The sequence below is a fragment of the Lysinibacillus sp. NPDC094403 genome (genome assembly GCF_050278745.1).
Taxonomy (GTDB): Bacteria; Bacillota; Bacilli; order Bacillales_A; family Planococcaceae; genus Lysinibacillus.
In genome coordinates, this window is record NZ_JBNNTL010000017.1 from 38,078 (window position 1) to 54,996 (window position 16,919).

The following is a 16,919-nucleotide window of genomic DNA, read 5'->3' on the forward strand; positions in this document are numbered from 1 at the left end:
ATCGAAGGGGGTTTAACTTATTTATATGTGCTTTATTTTAAGGAATTTGCTTCTGAGAAAATTGCATGTGGTTTGTTCTTCATAAATATAAAAATTAGCAATGCGGTAATGCCTTCTGCGACAGGGAATGTCCACCAAATAGCTTGTGAGCCAAGTAATTTAGGCAATAATATTAGAGCAGGGATAAATAGTATAATGCTCCGTAATAACATAATGGTAGTTGCAAGTCGGATTTTTTCAATCGATTGGAAGAATTCTGCAAACACCATATTCATACCAAGGAATACATAGCCAATTGCAAAGTGTGCAAAGCCCTGTGCCGCCATGTTGCGAATTTCAAGCGTGCTATCACCAAATAGTGCTATTAGCTGTGATGGGAATAACATAGCGATGATGGCAGTAGTTAAACCTAAAATAAGGGCAGTGGCAATACCGATTTTCAACAGCGCTGTTAATCTCTCTGTTAATCTGGCGCCGTGGTGATAACTAACTAGAGGCTGTAGAGCCATACCAATACCAAGGAATACCATTAACAGTACCGTATGAATATAGTTAATCATGGCGTATGCAGTAACTCCATTTGATCCTAAATAATGTAAAAATGTCACGTTATATAAAATGACCATTACGGCGACAGAGGCTTCAACGATAAAGCTTGGTAGCCCAATAGCAAATATTTTCTTTAAATCAGATAGGCTGAAAAAATTACGTACAAATTTTAATTCGGATTGCTTTCTGAAGAAATGAAGGCAGAGCACGGACATACCGATAATTGTGGAAAGAGATGTAGCTAAGGCACAGCCTGTTACGCCATAATCGAGCACGAAAATAAAGATATAGTTTAATATAATGTTTAAAACAGATGTAGTAATTAAGCCCATCATGGCGAGTTTTGGATTACCATCATTGCGAATAAAAATGCTTAATAGGTTTTCAATCGTATAAAAAACACCGAATACTAAAATAACATGTAGGTACTCTTGGACATAAGGATAGGTAGCATCACTTGCCCCGAATATATAGGAAACTTCCTTTAAATTTAATAAAAGTAATAGGACGATTGCCATAACCACAACGACCATGGTTGTAAATGCTAATGTAAAGAGCTGGTGTGCTTGTTTCTTATTGCCTTCACCGAGTGAGATTGAAAATAGCGTAGCTCCACCCATACCAATCCAAAGGGAAATGGATAGTAATATAGAGAAAATTGGTACGGCGATATTTACTCCTGCTAGAGCGGTTGGTCCAACTCCGTGACTAACGAAAATACCATCCACTAAAATATTTACTGACATCAACAACATGCCAATCATCGCTGGGAATAAGTATGATAAAAATAATGGCTTTAGTGGCCTGGTCTCAATAGGATTAATGGTTGTCATGAGCATGTACCTCCAATAGCATTACCTTTTCACCGTTTTCATCGAGTTCACCATTAAAAACGAACCCAAATTTTTCATATAGCTGAATGGCTACTATATTGTTGTCATAAACGCTTAAATATATTTTTTGGCAGCTGAAATTAGCTACTAAATATTTAATAAGTTGTTGTAAAAAGTATTTTCCCAATCCTTGATGCTGATAGCGTTCATCAATGAAGTAGCGATCTAACCAAATACGCTGCGTATTGTTCTTATATGGGAACGCACCATACATAGCGAAGCCAACTGCAACGTCCTCTCTATACAATCCGACTGGAATAAAACGTGTATCAGTTTCTGCCTCTGCCAAACATTGCACGGTACTCTCAATAAAATCCTGCTGATTATCTGCAATGCGTAATGATAAAATTTCCTTTTTGTTTAAAGCTGTAATGTCACGAATTTCCGTGAACATAATGTCAAAACCTTTCTGTTTTTAATTTCTTTCAGTAGATGTCCAGAAATCCGCTGAAATAGACGATTCTGGACGCAATTTTGCCGTGGCATAATTGGTTGTGAATAGCTACAATTTAATGTATATAGTAACTATATAGTCAAGGAGGGAAACTTAAAAATGTTTAATAAAAATGTAAAATATTTTACAACTGGTGAATTCGCGAAAATTTGTAAAGTTAATAAACAAACACTAATTTACTACGATCAAATCGGTTTATTATCACCGATTATGAAGGATAGTAAAGATTATCGTTATTATTCCATTGCGCAATATGAATTTTTCAGTGTGATAGAGCTATTAAAGGCGGTTGGCATGTCTTTAAAGGATATTCAAAAATACATGGCAGAAAAATCACCTGAAAATTTCTTAGAATTAATGCATCAGCAAAAGGAAATTGTAGCGAAAAAACGTCGGGAACTAGAGATGATTGAAAGTATTATTGATGTGAAAATCGATTTAACAGAGGAAGCCTTACACCTTGATTTTGATAGTATTACGATAGAGCAACTGCCAGAGGCAACATTGTATTTAAGTAAAAATATCGAGGATTCGACGGAAGAACAGTTTACGAAGGCTGTATCAGACTTTATAGATGAATTAGATCGCTCTCAGTTAGACACAGGTTATCCTATTGGAGGGATTACAAGAAGAGAGCAAGTATTAGCCGGAAACTATGATAATTATAGTTACTTGTATATAGAGCAACCTCATCCACGAGAAGGCCATCCTTATTTCGAGGCGATTGAAGGAGAGTTTATTGTTGGATACCATGTAGGAACGTCTACTACACTTGGTGAAACTTACGAGCGATTATTTAAGGTTATGCGAGAAAAAGGTTTTGAACTAGGGAAGTACGTATATGATGAATATATTTATGATGCCGTTATTAAAAATCGTGAGGAGGAATATGTAACGAAAATTATGGTGGAAATTAAAAAAGGTTGTTGATAAGGTTTTTGCTTATCAACAACTTACTATTAGAAAGAGTCACTCTAAACAATTAGAAAAGAACTAGTAAAGGTAAGCAATTTAGCATATGTATGGAGCTTTAATGGAAGTGAAATCCTAGTGTTTTAAAGCAAATTGAAGTCTAATCCTAATAAGTGAATGATTTCCTGACGATATAGTAGGGAGTCTATAAATATTAGTAATACTTGGTGCAAACTTAAATAAAAGTATCTTTCTTAACGTGGGGGAGGAATAAGATGTGGATTGAACGTTGGCATCATTTATTAAAACAGCTAGAACAGCAAGGGGCCTGGGTACATCCGCTTGAGATAAAGCCTGTAGCTACAGAGCAAGAGCTAATAATAGTAGAAGAGCGGCTTGGCGTTCGAATTCCTTCTAAGTTACGTGATTTATTACGACATTGCTCTCAACAAGTGGGGGTGTATTGGTCATTGCCAGACGAGGCTTTGCTTCCTATTGAACTGAATGATATACCTTCTGGTGACTTTGGTTGGAGCATGGAAGGACTAGATTTCCCTTATTTTGGCGGTGATGATGAAGATTCAGATGAACAACTTTACTTACAGTTTCATACGGCAGGCAATGGCGATGCACTCCTTATTAGGATTGATGATGGCTCTGTTTGGTATTGGAGTCATGAGGAGGATGAATTTGATCAGCTCGCAGGGAGTTTTCATGATTATGTAGAGCGAGTTACGGCATTAGGTTGTATAGGTGCAGATTGCGGACAGCATCGACAGTTTTGTAGTGAGGACGGGTTGGATTTGAGCTTAACTAGCTCTCAAATATGGCTGAAGTGGCTTGAACAATATTTAACATTAACTCTGAAGCAAGCAATGTCTAACTTGGAATCCTTATTAATGTATGTATCGATGCATGGGGTGAAAGATCCTAAAGCTCAAGATGCATTTGCACAGTTTGATTCTACTAAGGTATATCATGCACTTCGAAATAAAATTGAACAATCGATGTCAGCAGCAGACAAAAAGGCATGGTGTGAAGTGTTAGTGCAGGTGTGTGCAATTGAGGCAAGAGAATGGGTTAGAACGTTGTGGAATGAAGAAGATGAAATACCTAATTCGCTTCGTGATTATTTAACCGCATATTGTCTACCAGCGGAAGAAGGTTTATCTCTTGTTCTTCAAGATATCGAGAAACAGACAATTGATTCCTATACAGCTTTACATCGACTACGCCATTTCCATAATCCTAAAATTATAACGTGGATGAAGCATTATGTTGCATTTCCTATAGATGGATGGGACACACTTTTATCGGAATTACAGCCAAGTGCAGAGTTGCTATTTGAATGGCTGAACGGCAGTGAAGTAGAGCGACTTACAGCTATTCGCGCAGTATGTCAAATGATGCAGCATGGAATGAAGCCAACGACTCTTATAGATAAGGAGAAATGGCGACAATTACTTACCTTTTGGAAAGAAAATGAAATACTAAGAAAAAATAAACAGCTATTTAGCCAAGCTCTCGAAGGTTTGGATAATTCATTGTAAAGGAGAGAGAGAATTGAACCATTTCACAATATTTGCTTCTAAAAATGACATTGATGATATCGAGTTAAAAATTTCAGATGCTTTTGCAAAGGGCTTTGCTATTGTTAAAAGTGAAAATGAGTATTCGATAAAATCCAAAGCATTGTTTAAAAAACATAAATTTATAATTAGGGTTATGTCTGAAGATACGAATCCAGATTACTTCACTAAAAACATTCCTGGGATGATGGGGTATTACGATAACATTCCTTTTGAAGATGATCATTTAAAAGAATTAGTGTTGACTCAAATATCCGTTTTAAATATAGTGATTGCTATTGAATCAGAAAAAGAGATAAATGAAGAACAGCTGCAGTTATTTTCGAGGTTGTTATCGAGTATAGGTGGCATAGGCTTTTTACCGAATGGCACTTTATTAGACGAGGAAGGGGCAGTTATTGTTTATCCTGACGGGCAATCAGAACCATCTGACTTTAGACCCCACGCTTGTACACGAAAAGTAGGGGGACAAGAGGTGTCATCAGAAGAAGGCGAACAAAGAAAAAATAAAACGATAGCATATTTAAAAGAAAAAGCTATTCCATATACAGCTTCCCTTCCTCAACTCCCAACAATAGAGGCCTGTCAGTTTAAAAGCCAGGAAGACATTGCTAGAAGAGCTGTAGCCCTGTTAATTGTCATTCAATTTGCCTGTGATGTGGCGCAAGGTGGAAATGTGGAAGAATCGCGAGACTTTTTCATCAATATGTTACGTACATATAAAGTGGAAGACGATCTAACTAGCAATGAAAGAGACTTTTTACAAGCTTCACAACCAGATGCGCAAGAAGCCATTAATATTTCATGGCAATATGAGGCTTATTGGACGCTTATTTGGGCTCTTGGCTTAGTTGAAGAGCTTGATGTTCCTGATGAAGTATGTGATTGCGAGCATGCCATTAAAGTTGTTTCTAACTGTGAAACGTTTGAACAGTTTTATCTACAAACTGTTATGCGAAATCAGGAAGAGATTTTGGATGAGGCCGACAAAATTTACAGATACCATTGGGCTTGTGTAGATAGTCGGATAAAAGAACAAACAGCTCCTGCGAATATGAATGAAAGTATCGTCATGGAAAGACGTAGAGGGTTGTTTTGGATGATAGGGCATCGAAATGAAGCTTGGGATACAATTTCGATGGATACTTAAATATAAAAGAAAAATAGCAAACTAGAAGAATGAGCTAGTTTGCTATTTTTATATTCTTATTTTATCCCGCATTAACGGGCAGTAATTTATCTGTACCAGAAAGCGAAGGTGAAATGAACTCCACTGATTAAAGTTTTATTTTATATAATTCGGCTTACTTACTTTATCAATCAGAAGAAGGCCATCATATTGATCTCGTGGAACAAGGCTTTCCTGAATCATTCCCCAGCTATACGATAAGCGTGGCTCAAACATCCATGAGTTTCCTCGCTCATTTTGACGGTTTCGTAAGTCGATAAATGTATATGGTTTATTTGACGATGAAACAATATCCTCGATTGATCCTTTTATTTGTGGTGAAACGGTCATAGATTCACCCATATTGTTTGCTGTTTCCCCACCTGCCATATAAAGACCAAGCACATAGCTATATTTCTTATAAATATCTGGTAGGCGCTCGCCCATTAATTTTACCGGATATGGAGAACCCATTACTTCGGATTGTGCTTTACGAATATGGTCATTATGCGCCCATACGATGAATTTTTCAGTTGGATAAATCTCCTCTGCTAACCAAAGTAAGTTTTCCATCATCGATTGGTCACGCCATTCCATTGCCTTAAAATAAGAATCGTATTTATTTTGTTCAACTTCAATGTTTGCTTGAATTGATAGTTCTACATATTCTTCTGCAAAACGGATACGATCAGCTAAAGTACGTTCCATAAGCTTTACAATATGAGGCTCGCTCGGATAAGCCACTTTTAACTCTTTTTCTTTTAGTTGTACTTGTGATTTTACTTGTTTATACACTTCGATAATGCTTGGTTTCGCTTTTTGGTAGCCTTTTAAATCCGTACCAAAGCTCCAGTCAGCAAGTTGCTCCTCTACTTCACTGAACCGTTTTGCCAGTTGACTATTTTGTAGCCAGTCACCGTTCGTAAATGCATTTTGCTGTAGAATATCAAAGCCTGCTAATTTTAATGGTTTATCGGTATTCTGTGTTTTTTTAGCATATTCAAATAACGGCAGTGTTTCTTTTGACCACCATACAGGATAAATAGCATTCTTCATCGTTTGTTGCGCTGTTTGCTTATCAATTTGTCCTTGAGCATTCATGGCATTTCCCATACCGCTTTCGAAAGCCAGGACATTGTAGCCCATTTCTTGGTGTAAAAATTGAATTAAACGTGTTTTCGCTAGGCTAAATTCTGCCGTGCCGTGTGAACTTTCCCCTAAAAAAACGATGCGCTTATCATGCAATAAAGGCTTTAGCATCTCTAAATCTTCAAATTTAGTAGATGGAATGTTTTGTTGACCAACTGCTTCAGGTTGAATGGAAGTTAAACTGTAAGCATGGTCGTTTGTCCACTTTTTCCAATCTTGTAGTGTTTCATTGGATGTGCGAGCTGGTTTGACTTCTAATTTGTTATCTAAAGCTACACGTTCTTCTACTGTCGGAACTGCTGCGGATGCATTTGAAACTCCGTTGAACGCTACAAAGCTTGTTAACGCTATACTCAATGATAATAAAACCTTACGTTTCTTACCTTTTATCACTTTCTATCAGTCCTTCGCTATATGTTAAGACCAATTATAAACAGCTAAGTTTAAAGTAAAGGGGGGCTTTGTTTAAATTTTGTTTAAATTTGGTTCATCGGCATTATTTTGGTTTATTTGAGCGGAGGCAGTAAAAAACATCTCCAAAGCGTAACTCAAATTAAGTCCGCCATGGAGATGCTTTCAATTTTATTTATAGTGATACGTGCTAGTTCTTGCAGTATTCCGTTGTATTTGATTGAACCAGGAACGATCCTTTTCTTCTTGCTTTAATGTATTAACGATGGTTGATGAGCAGCTAACACAGATTTTTGCTTGAGTAATGTGTCCGCAGCGTTCACAAGGTGCGCCTAAATTAGGGAAAATCGATTTTTTTAACTTTCCTGCTTTTACCCATTTATATAGTAAGTCTGATGAAACTCCAGTTAATGCAACTACCTCATCATTCGTTAAATAGCGATTATTTTTTCTCAATAAAAAATGATGTAGTTCTGAAAAAATATCTTCTTCTCTCACATCAATCCTTTTTGTAAATAGCTGCATATTTATTACGCTCCTCGTTTATTTCAATTGATGACTTCTCCTATATTTTCATGTGCGTTGTTAGGCTGCTCGTCATATTTATAGTTTTCCCAGCGATTTCGTGCTAGTTTTCGATATTTATTGGAAACATTTCGGTCTGCTATTAGTCGAGAAAATCCTTTTTTCGCCTCAGTAATATCTCCAAGTCGTAGGCTTAATTCTGCATGTAAAAATTGAATTCGTTCTCCGCCCTCTTGATTGGAAGCAAAAGATTTACTGTAAAAGTCCCTAGCAGCAAAAAGGTAGCGCATTTCCGATTCACTATCATTTTTTAAACGATATAGCCAGGCTATTTTTAATGCGAAATTGGCCATAAGAAGCGATTCTTCCATGGATGCTCTTGATACAAGATAAGCTAATTTAAAGCTTATAATAGCATCATCGATAGTACGTTCCTTACATATATCCATAGGTTTTTGAAGTTCTTTAATGTACAGCTCATCAATAAGAAGCATAAAAGGTCCATAAGTTCTTGTCATAGATTTGTGGTAGGCATAGCCACAATGCGGACAAACAGCAACTTCATATATCAATGGATTTAAACCTTCATAGACTGGCATGAAGTCTGTTTGCTCTTCGACTACTTTATAACGATTAGGACGTACTTTATATGTGGTAAATTGCTTTTTACAAAACTTGCAATCCACACTACTTTCATAGTAGTAAATGTTAAATGCCATAAGAATCAACTCCTTTACACACAATTTGTTATTATTGCTTTTGTTCTATGTACACGATGGATAGTATCGTTCAATATGTTTAATCAACCAACTTCTATTTTAACAATTCTGTGTTCTTTGGTATACTCCTTTGGAATTATAAAAAATAAAAATGATTAATACTTTTTTAGTCATTTGAAATTTCGAACTGTATCCGCAATAGTATTTATCGGTGTAGTTGAAATAAGTTACATATTTAATTTAGTTTGTCAAATTACGTACAAATGTTTAACTAAATTGTTGCTAATTTTTATGTTTTACAATTGTTTGTATAGGTTAAATTAACTATCTGTAATGTAAGAAGAAAAATGCCATCATTTCAATTATTCATGTAAAATTAAAGGTATGCTGATTAGGGAAATATAGGGATATTTTTGGTTGAAAAAGGATTCTTAAGTGAAGAGACAGTGACAATGAAGCAGCTCGAACTTGTCTTCCGTTTCTCTAATTAGAATCATCAACAAAAGTAGGGAAGCGTATGCCATGTATATAAGTCGGAAAGGAAATCAACCACACGATATGTTGATGAGCCTCTAATTAATGGAAATGGATAATAAATTTACACACCCGGTTAAAAATAATATAAAACGATAAGGAGCGAAAGATGGATTATAAAATTGTATTCTTTGACGTAGATGGAACGCTTGTTAATTATGAAGATGGCTGTATTGAAGAAAGTACAAGGAAAGCTATACAACAATTAATAAACAAAGGAATTCGTATTGTTGCTGCTACAGGAAGACCTTTATCGATGTGCCAACAGTTAAGAAACATAGGAATAGAGACGTTTATTACGGCTAATGGCGCGTATGTTAAGCATCAAGATCAAGTAATACATAAAATACCTATTGCAAAAGAAATTGTCCAAGTAGTTAAGGCTTTTGCTGAAGAAAATAAACAAAGTCTCTCGTTTTTTACAGAACAATTATCGATGAATAACGTCCAAGAAAAAGAGACATTAAAAGTTATGCAAGAGACATTATCTTTGCTGGAGTATCCTGTTATTAATGAGGATATTTTAACGCAAGAGGTTTACTTAATGTGTTTGTATGGTAATGAGGATATAGAGAATAGATATACCTCACAATTTCCTCATTTATTGTTTAAAAGATGGCATCCGTACATTACAAATGTTTTGCAGCATGATGTTTCCAAATCGATTGCTGTTCAAGCTGTACTAGATTATTTCAACTTAAGTCCTAAGGAAGCACTTGCTTTTGGGGATGGAGATAATGATATCGACATGCTGGAACAGGTTGGCCTTGGTATTGCAATGGGCAATGGTAGTGAAGCCTTAAAAAATGTCGCTGATTTTATAACGAAGAAATCAACTGATGATGGTATTGAGTTTGCTCTACGTGAGCTACAAATAATAGTTTAAGAAAACTATATTTATAGCATGGACTAGCCACTATACGTTGGGGAAAACTTTATGAACGTTATAATACTCATAATGTTGCCTACTTTGAGTTATTATAAAGTTAACATTGAAAAGAAATCATTATGCTTTAGGTGGGATGGAATTATGGCGCATCACGTGCAATCTCTTATTGAACATTACGGATATTTTGGCATCATTCTTATCCTAGTTGGAGGGATTGTTGGGCTGCCACTTCCAGATGAGATATTTTTAACATATGTAGGGTATAGCGTTTATCGCGAAACTCTCGCACATATCCCAGCTTTAATCAGCGCTATCGTAGGTGCGGCAGGGGGGATTACCCTGAGCTACTATATAGGTTATAAATTCGGGCTACCTTTATTGCAAAAATACGGTTCGAAAATCCATATTACTGAACAGAAAATTGATTTTACTAAAAAGTTATTTGCGAAAATAGGTCCTGGATTATTATTAATAGGATATTTTATTCCTGGTGTGCGGCATCTAACAGCATATATTGCGGCTATTAATAATTATCCTTATAAAAAATTTGCTTTCTTTGCATATACGGGAGCAACTATATGGACATTTACTTTTATTACTTTAGGAAAAGTACTTGGAGAGAAATGGCATTATGTTGCGTTCTATTTATCCCACTACAGTATTTATCTCATAGTATTGTTCTTAATAATAATGTTGATCGTTTATTTTGTTTTCAAAAGAAAGAATACATCGAAATAAATTATTTTCATGAAGAAAGGTCTGATTCTATATTTACTGAATCAGACCTTTGCTATATTAAGGTAATATTGCGAATGAACGGACAGGGAATCCAGACGCTTTTTCAGGCTTTGGCACAATATTGAATATAGCGGCCCCTTTTGGAGGTAGTTTATCCAAATTTGTCATAAGCTCAATTTGGTAAGTATCCTGATCTAGCACAAAATATTCACCGTCTAACTTACCGTTTTTACGAAAATCTGCTGCTGAATCCGTGTCAAAAGTTTCGTGGCCAATAGCACTTACTTTTCGTTCGTTGAATAAAAATTGTAACGCTTCTAATCCCCAGCCAGGAATATGATTATTACCATCAGCGTCCTTATTGCTGAAAGACTCTTTATCTGGCCAACGTTTACTCCAATCGGTACGCAGCGCAACAAAGGTACCTGCTTCAATTTCTCCATATTCAGCTTCAAAGTCAAGAATATCTTGAATACTTAACGTGTAGTCGTTATTAATTTCGGCTGCCTTCGATTTATCAATAACGATTAGTGGTAGCACTAGTTCTTTTAGCTCCAATTCTTCTAAATAACGTGTATCTCGCACAAAATGAATAGGTGGGTCGATATGTGTTCCGTATTGCCCAGGGAAGGTGAATTGTTGTGCAAAGAAGCCATCCTCATGGGAAAATAATGTTTCAAATTTTGCATCATCAAACATAAAGAAATGAGGAGAATTCGGACCAAATGTATGTGTTAAATCTACCCATTCTTTCGATTTCAATAGTTGAATTGCTTGTAAAAGTTCGTTTGTCATAATAGTTCCCTGCTTTCTTTTAATTAGAATGTAAAAATAAAAAAGAGTCCTCCTTGAAGAAGAGGACTCTTTTGCAATGCAACATAAGTAAGTCGTCTTCTCATCTTCAAGGCTGAATTTTGCCAATTGGAATTAGCACCATACCTATAGGCTGGTTGCTGAGACTTCATAGGGCCAATCCCTCCGTCTCTCTTGATAAGAAAAAAACAATATAAGAATTTTCAGAAATAACAATCACAAATACTTTAGCATATTTATTTATAGTTTACAAGTTCAATAGGGATACAAGGTTAGAATGCATAAAGATGCTAAAGGCAAAAAAAGAGGCCCTCTTCAAAGGACCAACTCTTCACCAACCCAAAATTAGTGTCAGCTTACAACAGCTACTTTCAGTAAATGTTATACGAAATCCATCTGGTGTATAGGTAGTTTCGTATTTTATAGTAATGCCTGTTGACGCAATTAACTTTTCAACTTCTGTTTTCTTTGATTGTTGTGCCGCGTCCATAAGATCATGTGCAAATTGCTCTGATTCATCAATTTTATCCGTAAGTAATTGTGCTTGCTGCATAATATCCTTGATCCGTTTCGCGGAAGTCTTCAATTTCTTTGTATTGACGATTGGAAATGGACTTCTATTCGTTGGGTTTGTCGGCATTGCTAGATGGCTAGAAGGGTGTTGAATTGTTGGCTGATTTGCCATTACCCATGCCGGATAATAATTTGGATAGACAAAATACGGATAAGGATTGTAATACAACTAAATTCCTCCTATCCTATGCTGATACCTTATATTATGTACAACAAAGCCATTTGTTGCTGCCGCTTCGTTCCAGGGTCTCAACTGTGACTAGTCCCCGAGGAGGCACCCGTTGATAAAAATTGAAATTGTTCCGATAAAACGAGAAAAGATTCCGATAAAAGCTAAAATTGTTCCGATAAAATGAGATTTTGTTCCGATAAATCTTCAAAGTTTATTTCTATCAAAGAGTAACCATAGAAATGTAGTAGCTGCAGCAATCATCACCATGCTGAATCCGTAAATAGGAGTATGAGCTAAAGATTGGTGGCGAATGATGAATCCTCCAATGTATGACCCTAGAAAAATGCCAATGTTAAAAGCTGAAATGTTTAATGCTGAAGCCATTGAAATAGCTGATGGTATATACTTTTCTGAAAGCTGAACGGCATAAAGCTGTAATCCTGGCACATTCATAAACATAAATAGCCCCATCATAAAGACCATCAATAATCCAATGATTGATGATTCCAAAAAGAAGCCGATGCCGAGTACGGCCAATGCTAAGCCTATAAAGATAATAAAGATAGAGCGTAAAGGGTTATTATTCGCAAAACAACCACCTAATGTATTACCGATGGCAACACAAATACCGTATACAACTAAGATCACGACTATTGTTTTAGGTGAGTAGCCCATATACTGTTCTAAAATTGGAGAAACATAGGTGTATACAACGAATGCGCCACCATACCCAATTGCAGTAATAAAGAGGATTAATAACATTCGAATATTCCCTAATACTTTACCAATATCTCGAATGGATATGGAATTACCTTTCGATAACTGACTTGGCACAAGCAGGGCATTACTAATTAATCCAATAATGCCTATGAGAACAATGAAAATGAACGACATTCGCCAATCAGTTACTTGTCCAATAAAAGTTCCTAGCGGGACACCAGTGACAGTTGCTAATGTTAGCCCTGTAAACATAAAAGCTATTGCACTTGCTCGTTTATTAGGTGCCACAACATCTGCAGCAATAACAGAGGCAATAGACATAAACACACCATGTGCCAATGCTGAAATAACACGCCCAGATAGTAGTAATGAAAATGAGGGTGCTAAAGCTGCAAGTAAATTACCGATAAGAAACAGCACCATAACGAGCAGTAACACATTTTTGCGGCTAAGGCGCGATGTTAATGCTGTTAAAAGTGGTGCACCAATAGTTACACCTAGTGCATATATGGATACGGTTAAGCCCGCAGTACTTAATGTTATATCAAAATCTTTTGTAATTAATGGAAGTAATCCGACGCTTATAAATTCTGTAGAGCCGATACCAAATGCACTGATGGCAAGTGCGAGTAATGTTAGTTTGGCATTCGGCACTTTTGTATCTTTCATTCTAATAATATCTCCTTTGATTTTTTATATAGTGTATAGTAATATTCATACATACCAAAAAGTTCGTAGGGTACTTTTAGTTACTTTTGAATATTACAGGGGGTTTACAATGAAAAAAGTTTATAATATTGGTGTCGAAGCCACTCTTGAAGTAATTGGGAGTAAATGGAAACCTATTATTCTTTGTCATCTGAACCACCATGGTCAGATTCGTACGAATGAATTTCGCCGATTGATTCCAGGCATTTCGCAAAAAATGCTAACAAGCCAATTGCGTGAATTAGAGCAGTCTGGATTAATTAATCGCAAGGTGTTCAATCAAGTACCGCCGAAAGTTGAATATTCGCTAACACCTTATGGTCAAGAAATGGACCCTGTGCTGAACATGCTTTGCACTTGGGGTGAAAAACATATCGAAAAGCTACAAGATAAAGGTGAAGATGTACTGTTAATGCAACGTGATGAAGATATCGCGATGATGCATACATCTTAAATAGATTGGTAAGAGACTGTCTACGAGAAGAAAATAAGACAGTCTCTTTCACGTTTACATAACTATCGCTTACATGACAAAATCAAACTCATCTGGGTTTGGTCCAACACGTTGTTCTAGATTCATGGCGTTAATGATTGCCATCTCTTCATCAGTTAGTGTGAAATCAAAAATATCAGCGTTTTGAATCATACGTTCTTTGCGCACAGATTTTGGAATTGTGGCGATACCATTTTGAATATCCCAGCGCAAGATAACTTGAGCATTTGATTTCCCGTATTTTTCAGCTATTTTTGAAATAGTTTCATTATCAAGAAGTCCACCTTGCATTAATGGTGCCCAAGCTTCCACTTGGATATTGTGCTCTTCGCAGAATGAACGTACCTCAGTTTGTTGCAATCGTGGATGTAGTTCCACTTGGTTAATAACTGGTGTGATACGAGCTATTTTAAGAAGATCCTGTAAGTGCGAAACTTGGAAGTTACATACCCCAATAGCTTTAATTTTCACTTGCTCGTATAAATCTTCGAGTGCTCTCCAAGCTTCTGCAAATTTATTTTTACCTGGCCAATGAATGAGATATAGGTCTAAATAATCTAGCCCTAATTTTTCTAAGCTGTCCTCGTATGCTGCAATTGTCTCTTCATAGCTCAAGCCATCGTTCCATACTTTTGATGTAATAAATAAATCCTCACGTTTTAAACCAGTAGTTGCTAGTGCCTGACTAATACCTTCACCAACCCCTGCTTCATTACCATAAATAGCAGCAGTATCGATACTACGGTAACCAACCTCAATCGCCTTTTTTACCATTTCTGCTGTAACATCATTCGGTACTTGAAATACGCCTAGACCCATACCAGGCATTTGTAAGCCGTTATTTAATGTAATTTTATCTTGTAAATGATTAATCATTTTTCTGTCCTCCAATTTTCATTTGTGCTTTGTTGCTTTTTTATTATGCTTCCGTGCTATTGCAAAAAAAAGTACGCACTTTTTGGTTTCATAGAAACGTGGAGGTTACTTTTGTGAGAAATCAATGGTTCACTGTAAGAAATTTTTATTAATTTACGTGGTTCGGTCCTCTGAGTACGTTACAATTAGTGGTAGAAAATTGAATCTTCGAAAAGGGTTGGTGAACGTATGGTAATAACAAAAAACTTGGCAAATCACTTAGAAGAGACCGAAATAAAGATGTTCGAATCAAGGCTTAATGCAATTAAGGAAATTCAGAACAATGCAATGGGAGTGGAGGTTGGTCAATTTGATGGCGCCTATGCTTTCGCAATTAAGAACATTCCAGGCCCTTCTTACAATGTGGTAAAGGGCGATTGTTTTAGTTCGGAGAATACCATAGAAAAAATCCTTAGCTTTTATAGAGCAAGAGAAATACCAGCTCGTTTTGATTTAGCTCCACAATACGCAAATGCTACTTCACTACAAAAATTACATAACGCCGGCCTTTATCAGAGTGATTTTCATGCAACATTATATTGTGAGCTAAATGAAGAGATGGTAGGGAAAACAAAGAATTCGCTCATTAAGATAAGACAAATGAATGAAGCCGAATTTGATCGTTACGGAAATATCTACGTTGAGGGTTTTGATATGCCAGCATTTTTAGCAGAAAGTGTCGCAGCAAATAATAAAGTTTTGTATGACAAGCCAGGTTGGTCGTTTTATATCGCTTCTCTTCAAGGTGAGGACGTTGGTATCGGCTCTTTGTTTATAGATGATGGAACAGCCATTTTGGCCGCATCCGCTGTAAAGCCAATAGCCCGTAATCAAGGGATTCACCAAGCCTTAATACAGTTTCGTATCAACGAAGCTCTTCAACAAAATTGTAGTTTAATAATAGGTCACGCAAAATTTGCATCCATAAGCCAAAATAATATGGAGCGCTGTGGATTAAGAATGGCTTATACAAAAAGTATATGGACAGAAGTAAAATAAAACGTTTACCAGAAGGTAGAAGGGTATTCGCTGCTTGAAATAGAATAAGTAATTGATGCTTTTATCTTCATTCAGCAAAAATGTTTTCTGTAACTTCATCTACAGAAGCTAAGGATTCTATTCAAACACATACTGAAATAGAGGAACTCAGTCTAAGAAAGCCACGTCCTGTGGCAACGACTGAGTGACCAACATCATGCTGCTGACGCTGCGTTAGTACTACGCTTTCGCGCAAAAAACATTTGTTGACCTAAAGCCTCCGGCGGATGTCACGGATTTTGAAAGGAATGAATAAAGGATGTTAGCCTAAAACCTTCGCATCCTGCGAAAACGGCTAACTGACCTGCATCGGTAAAAACGCCACGTCCTGTGGCATTACCGAAATGACCGACATCGTGTCGACCCTCGTACAGGCCTGAGCACAATTCAAAATCCGGACGCATTGTTTATCTGCGCGAAAGCGAAGCGTCAGCGGCAATTACGCCAAGGCGAAATTGATATAAAGGAGAGAGTGGGATGAATCGTTTAAATTTAATCACATTGGGTGTAAAAGATATGGTCGAGTCTCTTAGTTTTTATCGAGAGGGTCTGGGATTTGAAGTGATTGTTTATGGTGAGGAAACAAACCCGGATGTTATTTTCTTTAATAATGGAGGTACAAAAATCTCACTGTTTCCGATCCATCGTTTAGTAAAAGATATTAACGAAGCAAATCCACCTGCGATAGGAGATGGCTTTAACGGGATTACACTCGCTTATAATGGAAAATCTAAAGAAGAGGTAGATCAAGTATTTGATTTAGCTAAAAAGGCAGGAGCAAAAATCGTCAAGGAGCCAGAAACTGTATTCTGGGGTGGCTATAGTGGCTATTTCCAAGATCCAAACGGCTACTATTGGGAAGTTGCTTATGGAGACATGTGGCAGTTCGATGATAATGATATGTTGATTATTAAATAGATAAAATTTAAAGGAAGTTGTCTTATATAAATAATCAGA

The 16,919-nt window shown here is 36.5% G+C and carries 17 protein-coding genes and 1 riboswitch; of the genes, 8 read left to right on the forward strand and 9 right to left on the reverse strand.

Features of this window, described 5'->3' with window-relative positions; genetic code table 11:
- Positions 1-32: 32 nt before the first annotated feature.
- Both ACQKMV_RS19555 and ACQKMV_RS19560 read right to left on the reverse strand, forming a co-directional pair.
- Positions 33-1,382 carry an MATE family efflux transporter gene (locus ACQKMV_RS19555; protein WP_427505929.1) on the reverse strand — a complete coding sequence of 450 codons (1,350 nt, stop codon included), beginning with the start codon at positions 1,380-1,382 and terminating at the stop codon, positions 33-35.
- On the reverse strand, positions 1,369-1,836 hold the full coding sequence (locus ACQKMV_RS19560; RefSeq protein ID WP_427505930.1) for an N-acetyltransferase family protein: 468 nt from the start codon (positions 1,834-1,836) through the stop codon (positions 1,369-1,371). Before ACQKMV_RS19560 ends, ACQKMV_RS19555 begins: the two co-directional genes overlap by 14 nt.
- Positions 1,837-1,995: 159 nt before the next feature.
- Between ACQKMV_RS19560 and ACQKMV_RS19565 the strand changes: the two genes are divergently transcribed.
- The 3 genes from ACQKMV_RS19565 to ACQKMV_RS19575 all read left to right on the forward strand — a co-directional run bounded on the left by ACQKMV_RS19565 (position 1,996) and on the right by ACQKMV_RS19575 (position 5,547).
- Positions 1,996-2,826 (forward strand): MerR family transcriptional regulator, encoded by an 831-nt coding sequence (locus ACQKMV_RS19565; RefSeq protein ID WP_427505931.1) that lies wholly within the window; start codon positions 1,996-1,998, stop codon positions 2,824-2,826.
- Positions 2,827-3,083: 257 nt separating this feature from the next.
- A complete protein-coding gene (locus tag ACQKMV_RS19570) occupies positions 3,084-4,358 on the forward strand; it encodes an SMI1/KNR4 family protein (RefSeq protein ID WP_427505933.1) in 1,275 nt (424 codons plus the stop codon).
- Between the two features lie 13 nt (positions 4,359-4,371).
- Positions 4,372-5,547 carry a DUF4272 domain-containing protein gene (locus tag ACQKMV_RS19575; protein WP_427505935.1) on the forward strand — a complete coding sequence of 392 codons (1,176 nt, stop codon included), beginning with the start codon at positions 4,372-4,374 and terminating at the stop codon, positions 5,545-5,547.
- A 135-nt stretch (positions 5,548-5,682) separates the two neighbouring features.
- Here the strand turns inward: ACQKMV_RS19575 and ACQKMV_RS19580 are convergent, their stop codons facing one another.
- The 3 genes from ACQKMV_RS19580 to ACQKMV_RS19590 all read right to left on the reverse strand — a co-directional run bounded on the left by ACQKMV_RS19580 (position 5,683) and on the right by ACQKMV_RS19590 (position 8,369).
- Positions 5,683-7,107, reverse strand: a complete 1,425-nt coding sequence (locus ACQKMV_RS19580; protein ID WP_427505936.1) for an erythromycin esterase family protein — start codon at positions 7,105-7,107, stop codon at positions 5,683-5,685.
- A 189-nt stretch (positions 7,108-7,296) separates the two neighbouring features.
- Positions 7,297-7,650, reverse strand: coding sequence for a hypothetical protein (locus ACQKMV_RS19585; protein WP_427505938.1), 354 nt, complete (start codon positions 7,648-7,650; stop codon positions 7,297-7,299).
- 23 nt (positions 7,651-7,673) lie between these two features.
- The gene (locus ACQKMV_RS19590) at positions 7,674-8,369 is read right to left on the reverse strand and encodes a DUF2225 domain-containing protein (RefSeq protein WP_427505939.1); all 696 of its coding nucleotides are present in this window, start codon (positions 8,367-8,369) and stop codon (positions 7,674-7,676) included.
- Positions 8,370-9,012: 643 nt separating this feature from the next.
- Here ACQKMV_RS19590 and ACQKMV_RS19595 point away from each other — a divergent pair.
- Positions 9,013-9,789: a Cof-type HAD-IIB family hydrolase gene (locus tag ACQKMV_RS19595; RefSeq protein WP_427505941.1), complete on the forward strand. Its 777-nt coding sequence runs from the start codon at positions 9,013-9,015 to the stop codon at positions 9,787-9,789.
- Between the two features lie 144 nt (positions 9,790-9,933).
- Complete coding sequence (locus ACQKMV_RS19600) at positions 9,934-10,530, forward strand: DedA family protein (RefSeq protein ID WP_427505942.1); 597 nt, start codon at positions 9,934-9,936, stop codon at positions 10,528-10,530.
- 57 nt (positions 10,531-10,587) lie between these two features.
- On the opposite strand, the gene ACQKMV_RS19605 is transcribed toward ACQKMV_RS19600, so the two are convergent.
- The 3 genes from ACQKMV_RS19605 to ACQKMV_RS19615 form a co-directional block, all read right to left on the reverse strand.
- Positions 10,588-11,325: a cyclase family protein gene (locus ACQKMV_RS19605; RefSeq protein WP_427505943.1), complete on the reverse strand. Its 738-nt coding sequence runs from the start codon at positions 11,323-11,325 to the stop codon at positions 10,588-10,590.
- Positions 11,326-11,422: 97 nt separating this feature from the next.
- Positions 11,423-11,527: riboswitch (SAM riboswitch) on the reverse strand.
- 147 nt (positions 11,528-11,674) lie between these two features.
- The gene (locus ACQKMV_RS19610) at positions 11,675-12,085 is read right to left on the reverse strand and encodes a hypothetical protein (protein WP_427425160.1); all 411 of its coding nucleotides are present in this window, start codon (positions 12,083-12,085) and stop codon (positions 11,675-11,677) included.
- 207 nt (positions 12,086-12,292) lie between these two features.
- Positions 12,293-13,477 (reverse strand): MFS transporter, encoded by a 1,185-nt coding sequence (locus ACQKMV_RS19615; protein ID WP_427505945.1) that lies wholly within the window; start codon positions 13,475-13,477, stop codon positions 12,293-12,295.
- A gap of 109 nt (positions 13,478-13,586) precedes the next feature.
- Between ACQKMV_RS19615 and ACQKMV_RS19620 the strand changes: the two genes are divergently transcribed.
- Positions 13,587-13,970, forward strand: a complete 384-nt coding sequence (locus ACQKMV_RS19620) for a winged helix-turn-helix transcriptional regulator (RefSeq protein ID WP_427505946.1) — start codon at positions 13,587-13,589, stop codon at positions 13,968-13,970.
- Between the two features lie 69 nt (positions 13,971-14,039).
- Here ACQKMV_RS19620 and ACQKMV_RS19625 read toward each other — a convergent pair whose 3' ends face one another.
- Positions 14,040-14,885, reverse strand: a complete 846-nt coding sequence (locus ACQKMV_RS19625) for an aldo/keto reductase (RefSeq protein ID WP_427505947.1) — start codon at positions 14,883-14,885, stop codon at positions 14,040-14,042.
- Positions 14,886-15,113: 228 nt separating this feature from the next.
- Here ACQKMV_RS19625 and ACQKMV_RS19630 point away from each other — a divergent pair, with 228 nt between their 5' ends.
- Both ACQKMV_RS19630 and ACQKMV_RS19635 read left to right on the forward strand, forming a co-directional pair.
- Positions 15,114-15,923, forward strand: coding sequence for a GNAT family N-acetyltransferase (locus ACQKMV_RS19630; RefSeq protein WP_427505949.1), 810 nt, complete (start codon positions 15,114-15,116; stop codon positions 15,921-15,923).
- A 516-nt stretch (positions 15,924-16,439) separates the two neighbouring features.
- A complete protein-coding gene (locus ACQKMV_RS19635; RefSeq protein ID WP_427505950.1) occupies positions 16,440-16,880 on the forward strand; it encodes a VOC family protein in 441 nt (146 codons plus the stop codon).
- Positions 16,881-16,919 lie beyond the last annotated feature (39 nt).

Bases quoted from the DNA above. Each gene is read 5' to 3' on its own strand.
- ACQKMV_RS19555 (WP_427505929.1), bottom strand. From the start codon at position 1,382: ATGACAACCATTAATCCTATTGAGACCAGGCCACTAAAGCCATTATTT.
- ACQKMV_RS19560 (WP_427505930.1), bottom strand. From the start codon at position 1,836: ATGTTCACGGAAATTCGTGACATTACAGCTTTAAACAAAAAGGAAATT.
- ACQKMV_RS19565 (WP_427505931.1), top strand. From the start codon at position 1,996: ATGTTTAATAAAAATGTAAAATATTTTACAACTGGTGAATTCGCGAAA.
- ACQKMV_RS19570 (WP_427505933.1), top strand. From the start codon at position 3,084: ATGTGGATTGAACGTTGGCATCATTTATTAAAACAGCTAGAACAGCAA.
- ACQKMV_RS19585 (WP_427505938.1), bottom strand. From the start codon at position 7,650: ATGCAGCTATTTACAAAAAGGATTGATGTGAGAGAAGAAGATATTTTT.
- ACQKMV_RS19590 (WP_427505939.1), bottom strand. From the start codon at position 8,369: ATGGCATTTAACATTTACTACTATGAAAGTAGTGTGGATTGCAAGTTT.
- ACQKMV_RS19595 (WP_427505941.1), top strand. From the start codon at position 9,013: ATGGATTATAAAATTGTATTCTTTGACGTAGATGGAACGCTTGTTAAT.
- ACQKMV_RS19600 (WP_427505942.1), top strand. From the start codon at position 9,934: ATGGCGCATCACGTGCAATCTCTTATTGAACATTACGGATATTTTGGC.
- ACQKMV_RS19605 (WP_427505943.1), bottom strand. From the start codon at position 11,325: ATGACAAACGAACTTTTACAAGCAATTCAACTATTGAAATCGAAAGAA.
- ACQKMV_RS19615 (WP_427505945.1), bottom strand. From the start codon at position 13,477: ATGAAAGATACAAAAGTGCCGAATGCCAAACTAACATTACTCGCACTT.
- ACQKMV_RS19620 (WP_427505946.1), top strand. From the start codon at position 13,587: ATGAAAAAAGTTTATAATATTGGTGTCGAAGCCACTCTTGAAGTAATT.
- ACQKMV_RS19625 (WP_427505947.1), bottom strand. From the start codon at position 14,885: ATGATTAATCATTTACAAGATAAAATTACATTAAATAACGGCTTACAA.
- ACQKMV_RS19630 (WP_427505949.1), top strand. From the start codon at position 15,114: ATGGTAATAACAAAAAACTTGGCAAATCACTTAGAAGAGACCGAAATA.
- ACQKMV_RS19635 (WP_427505950.1), top strand. From the start codon at position 16,440: ATGAATCGTTTAAATTTAATCACATTGGGTGTAAAAGATATGGTCGAG.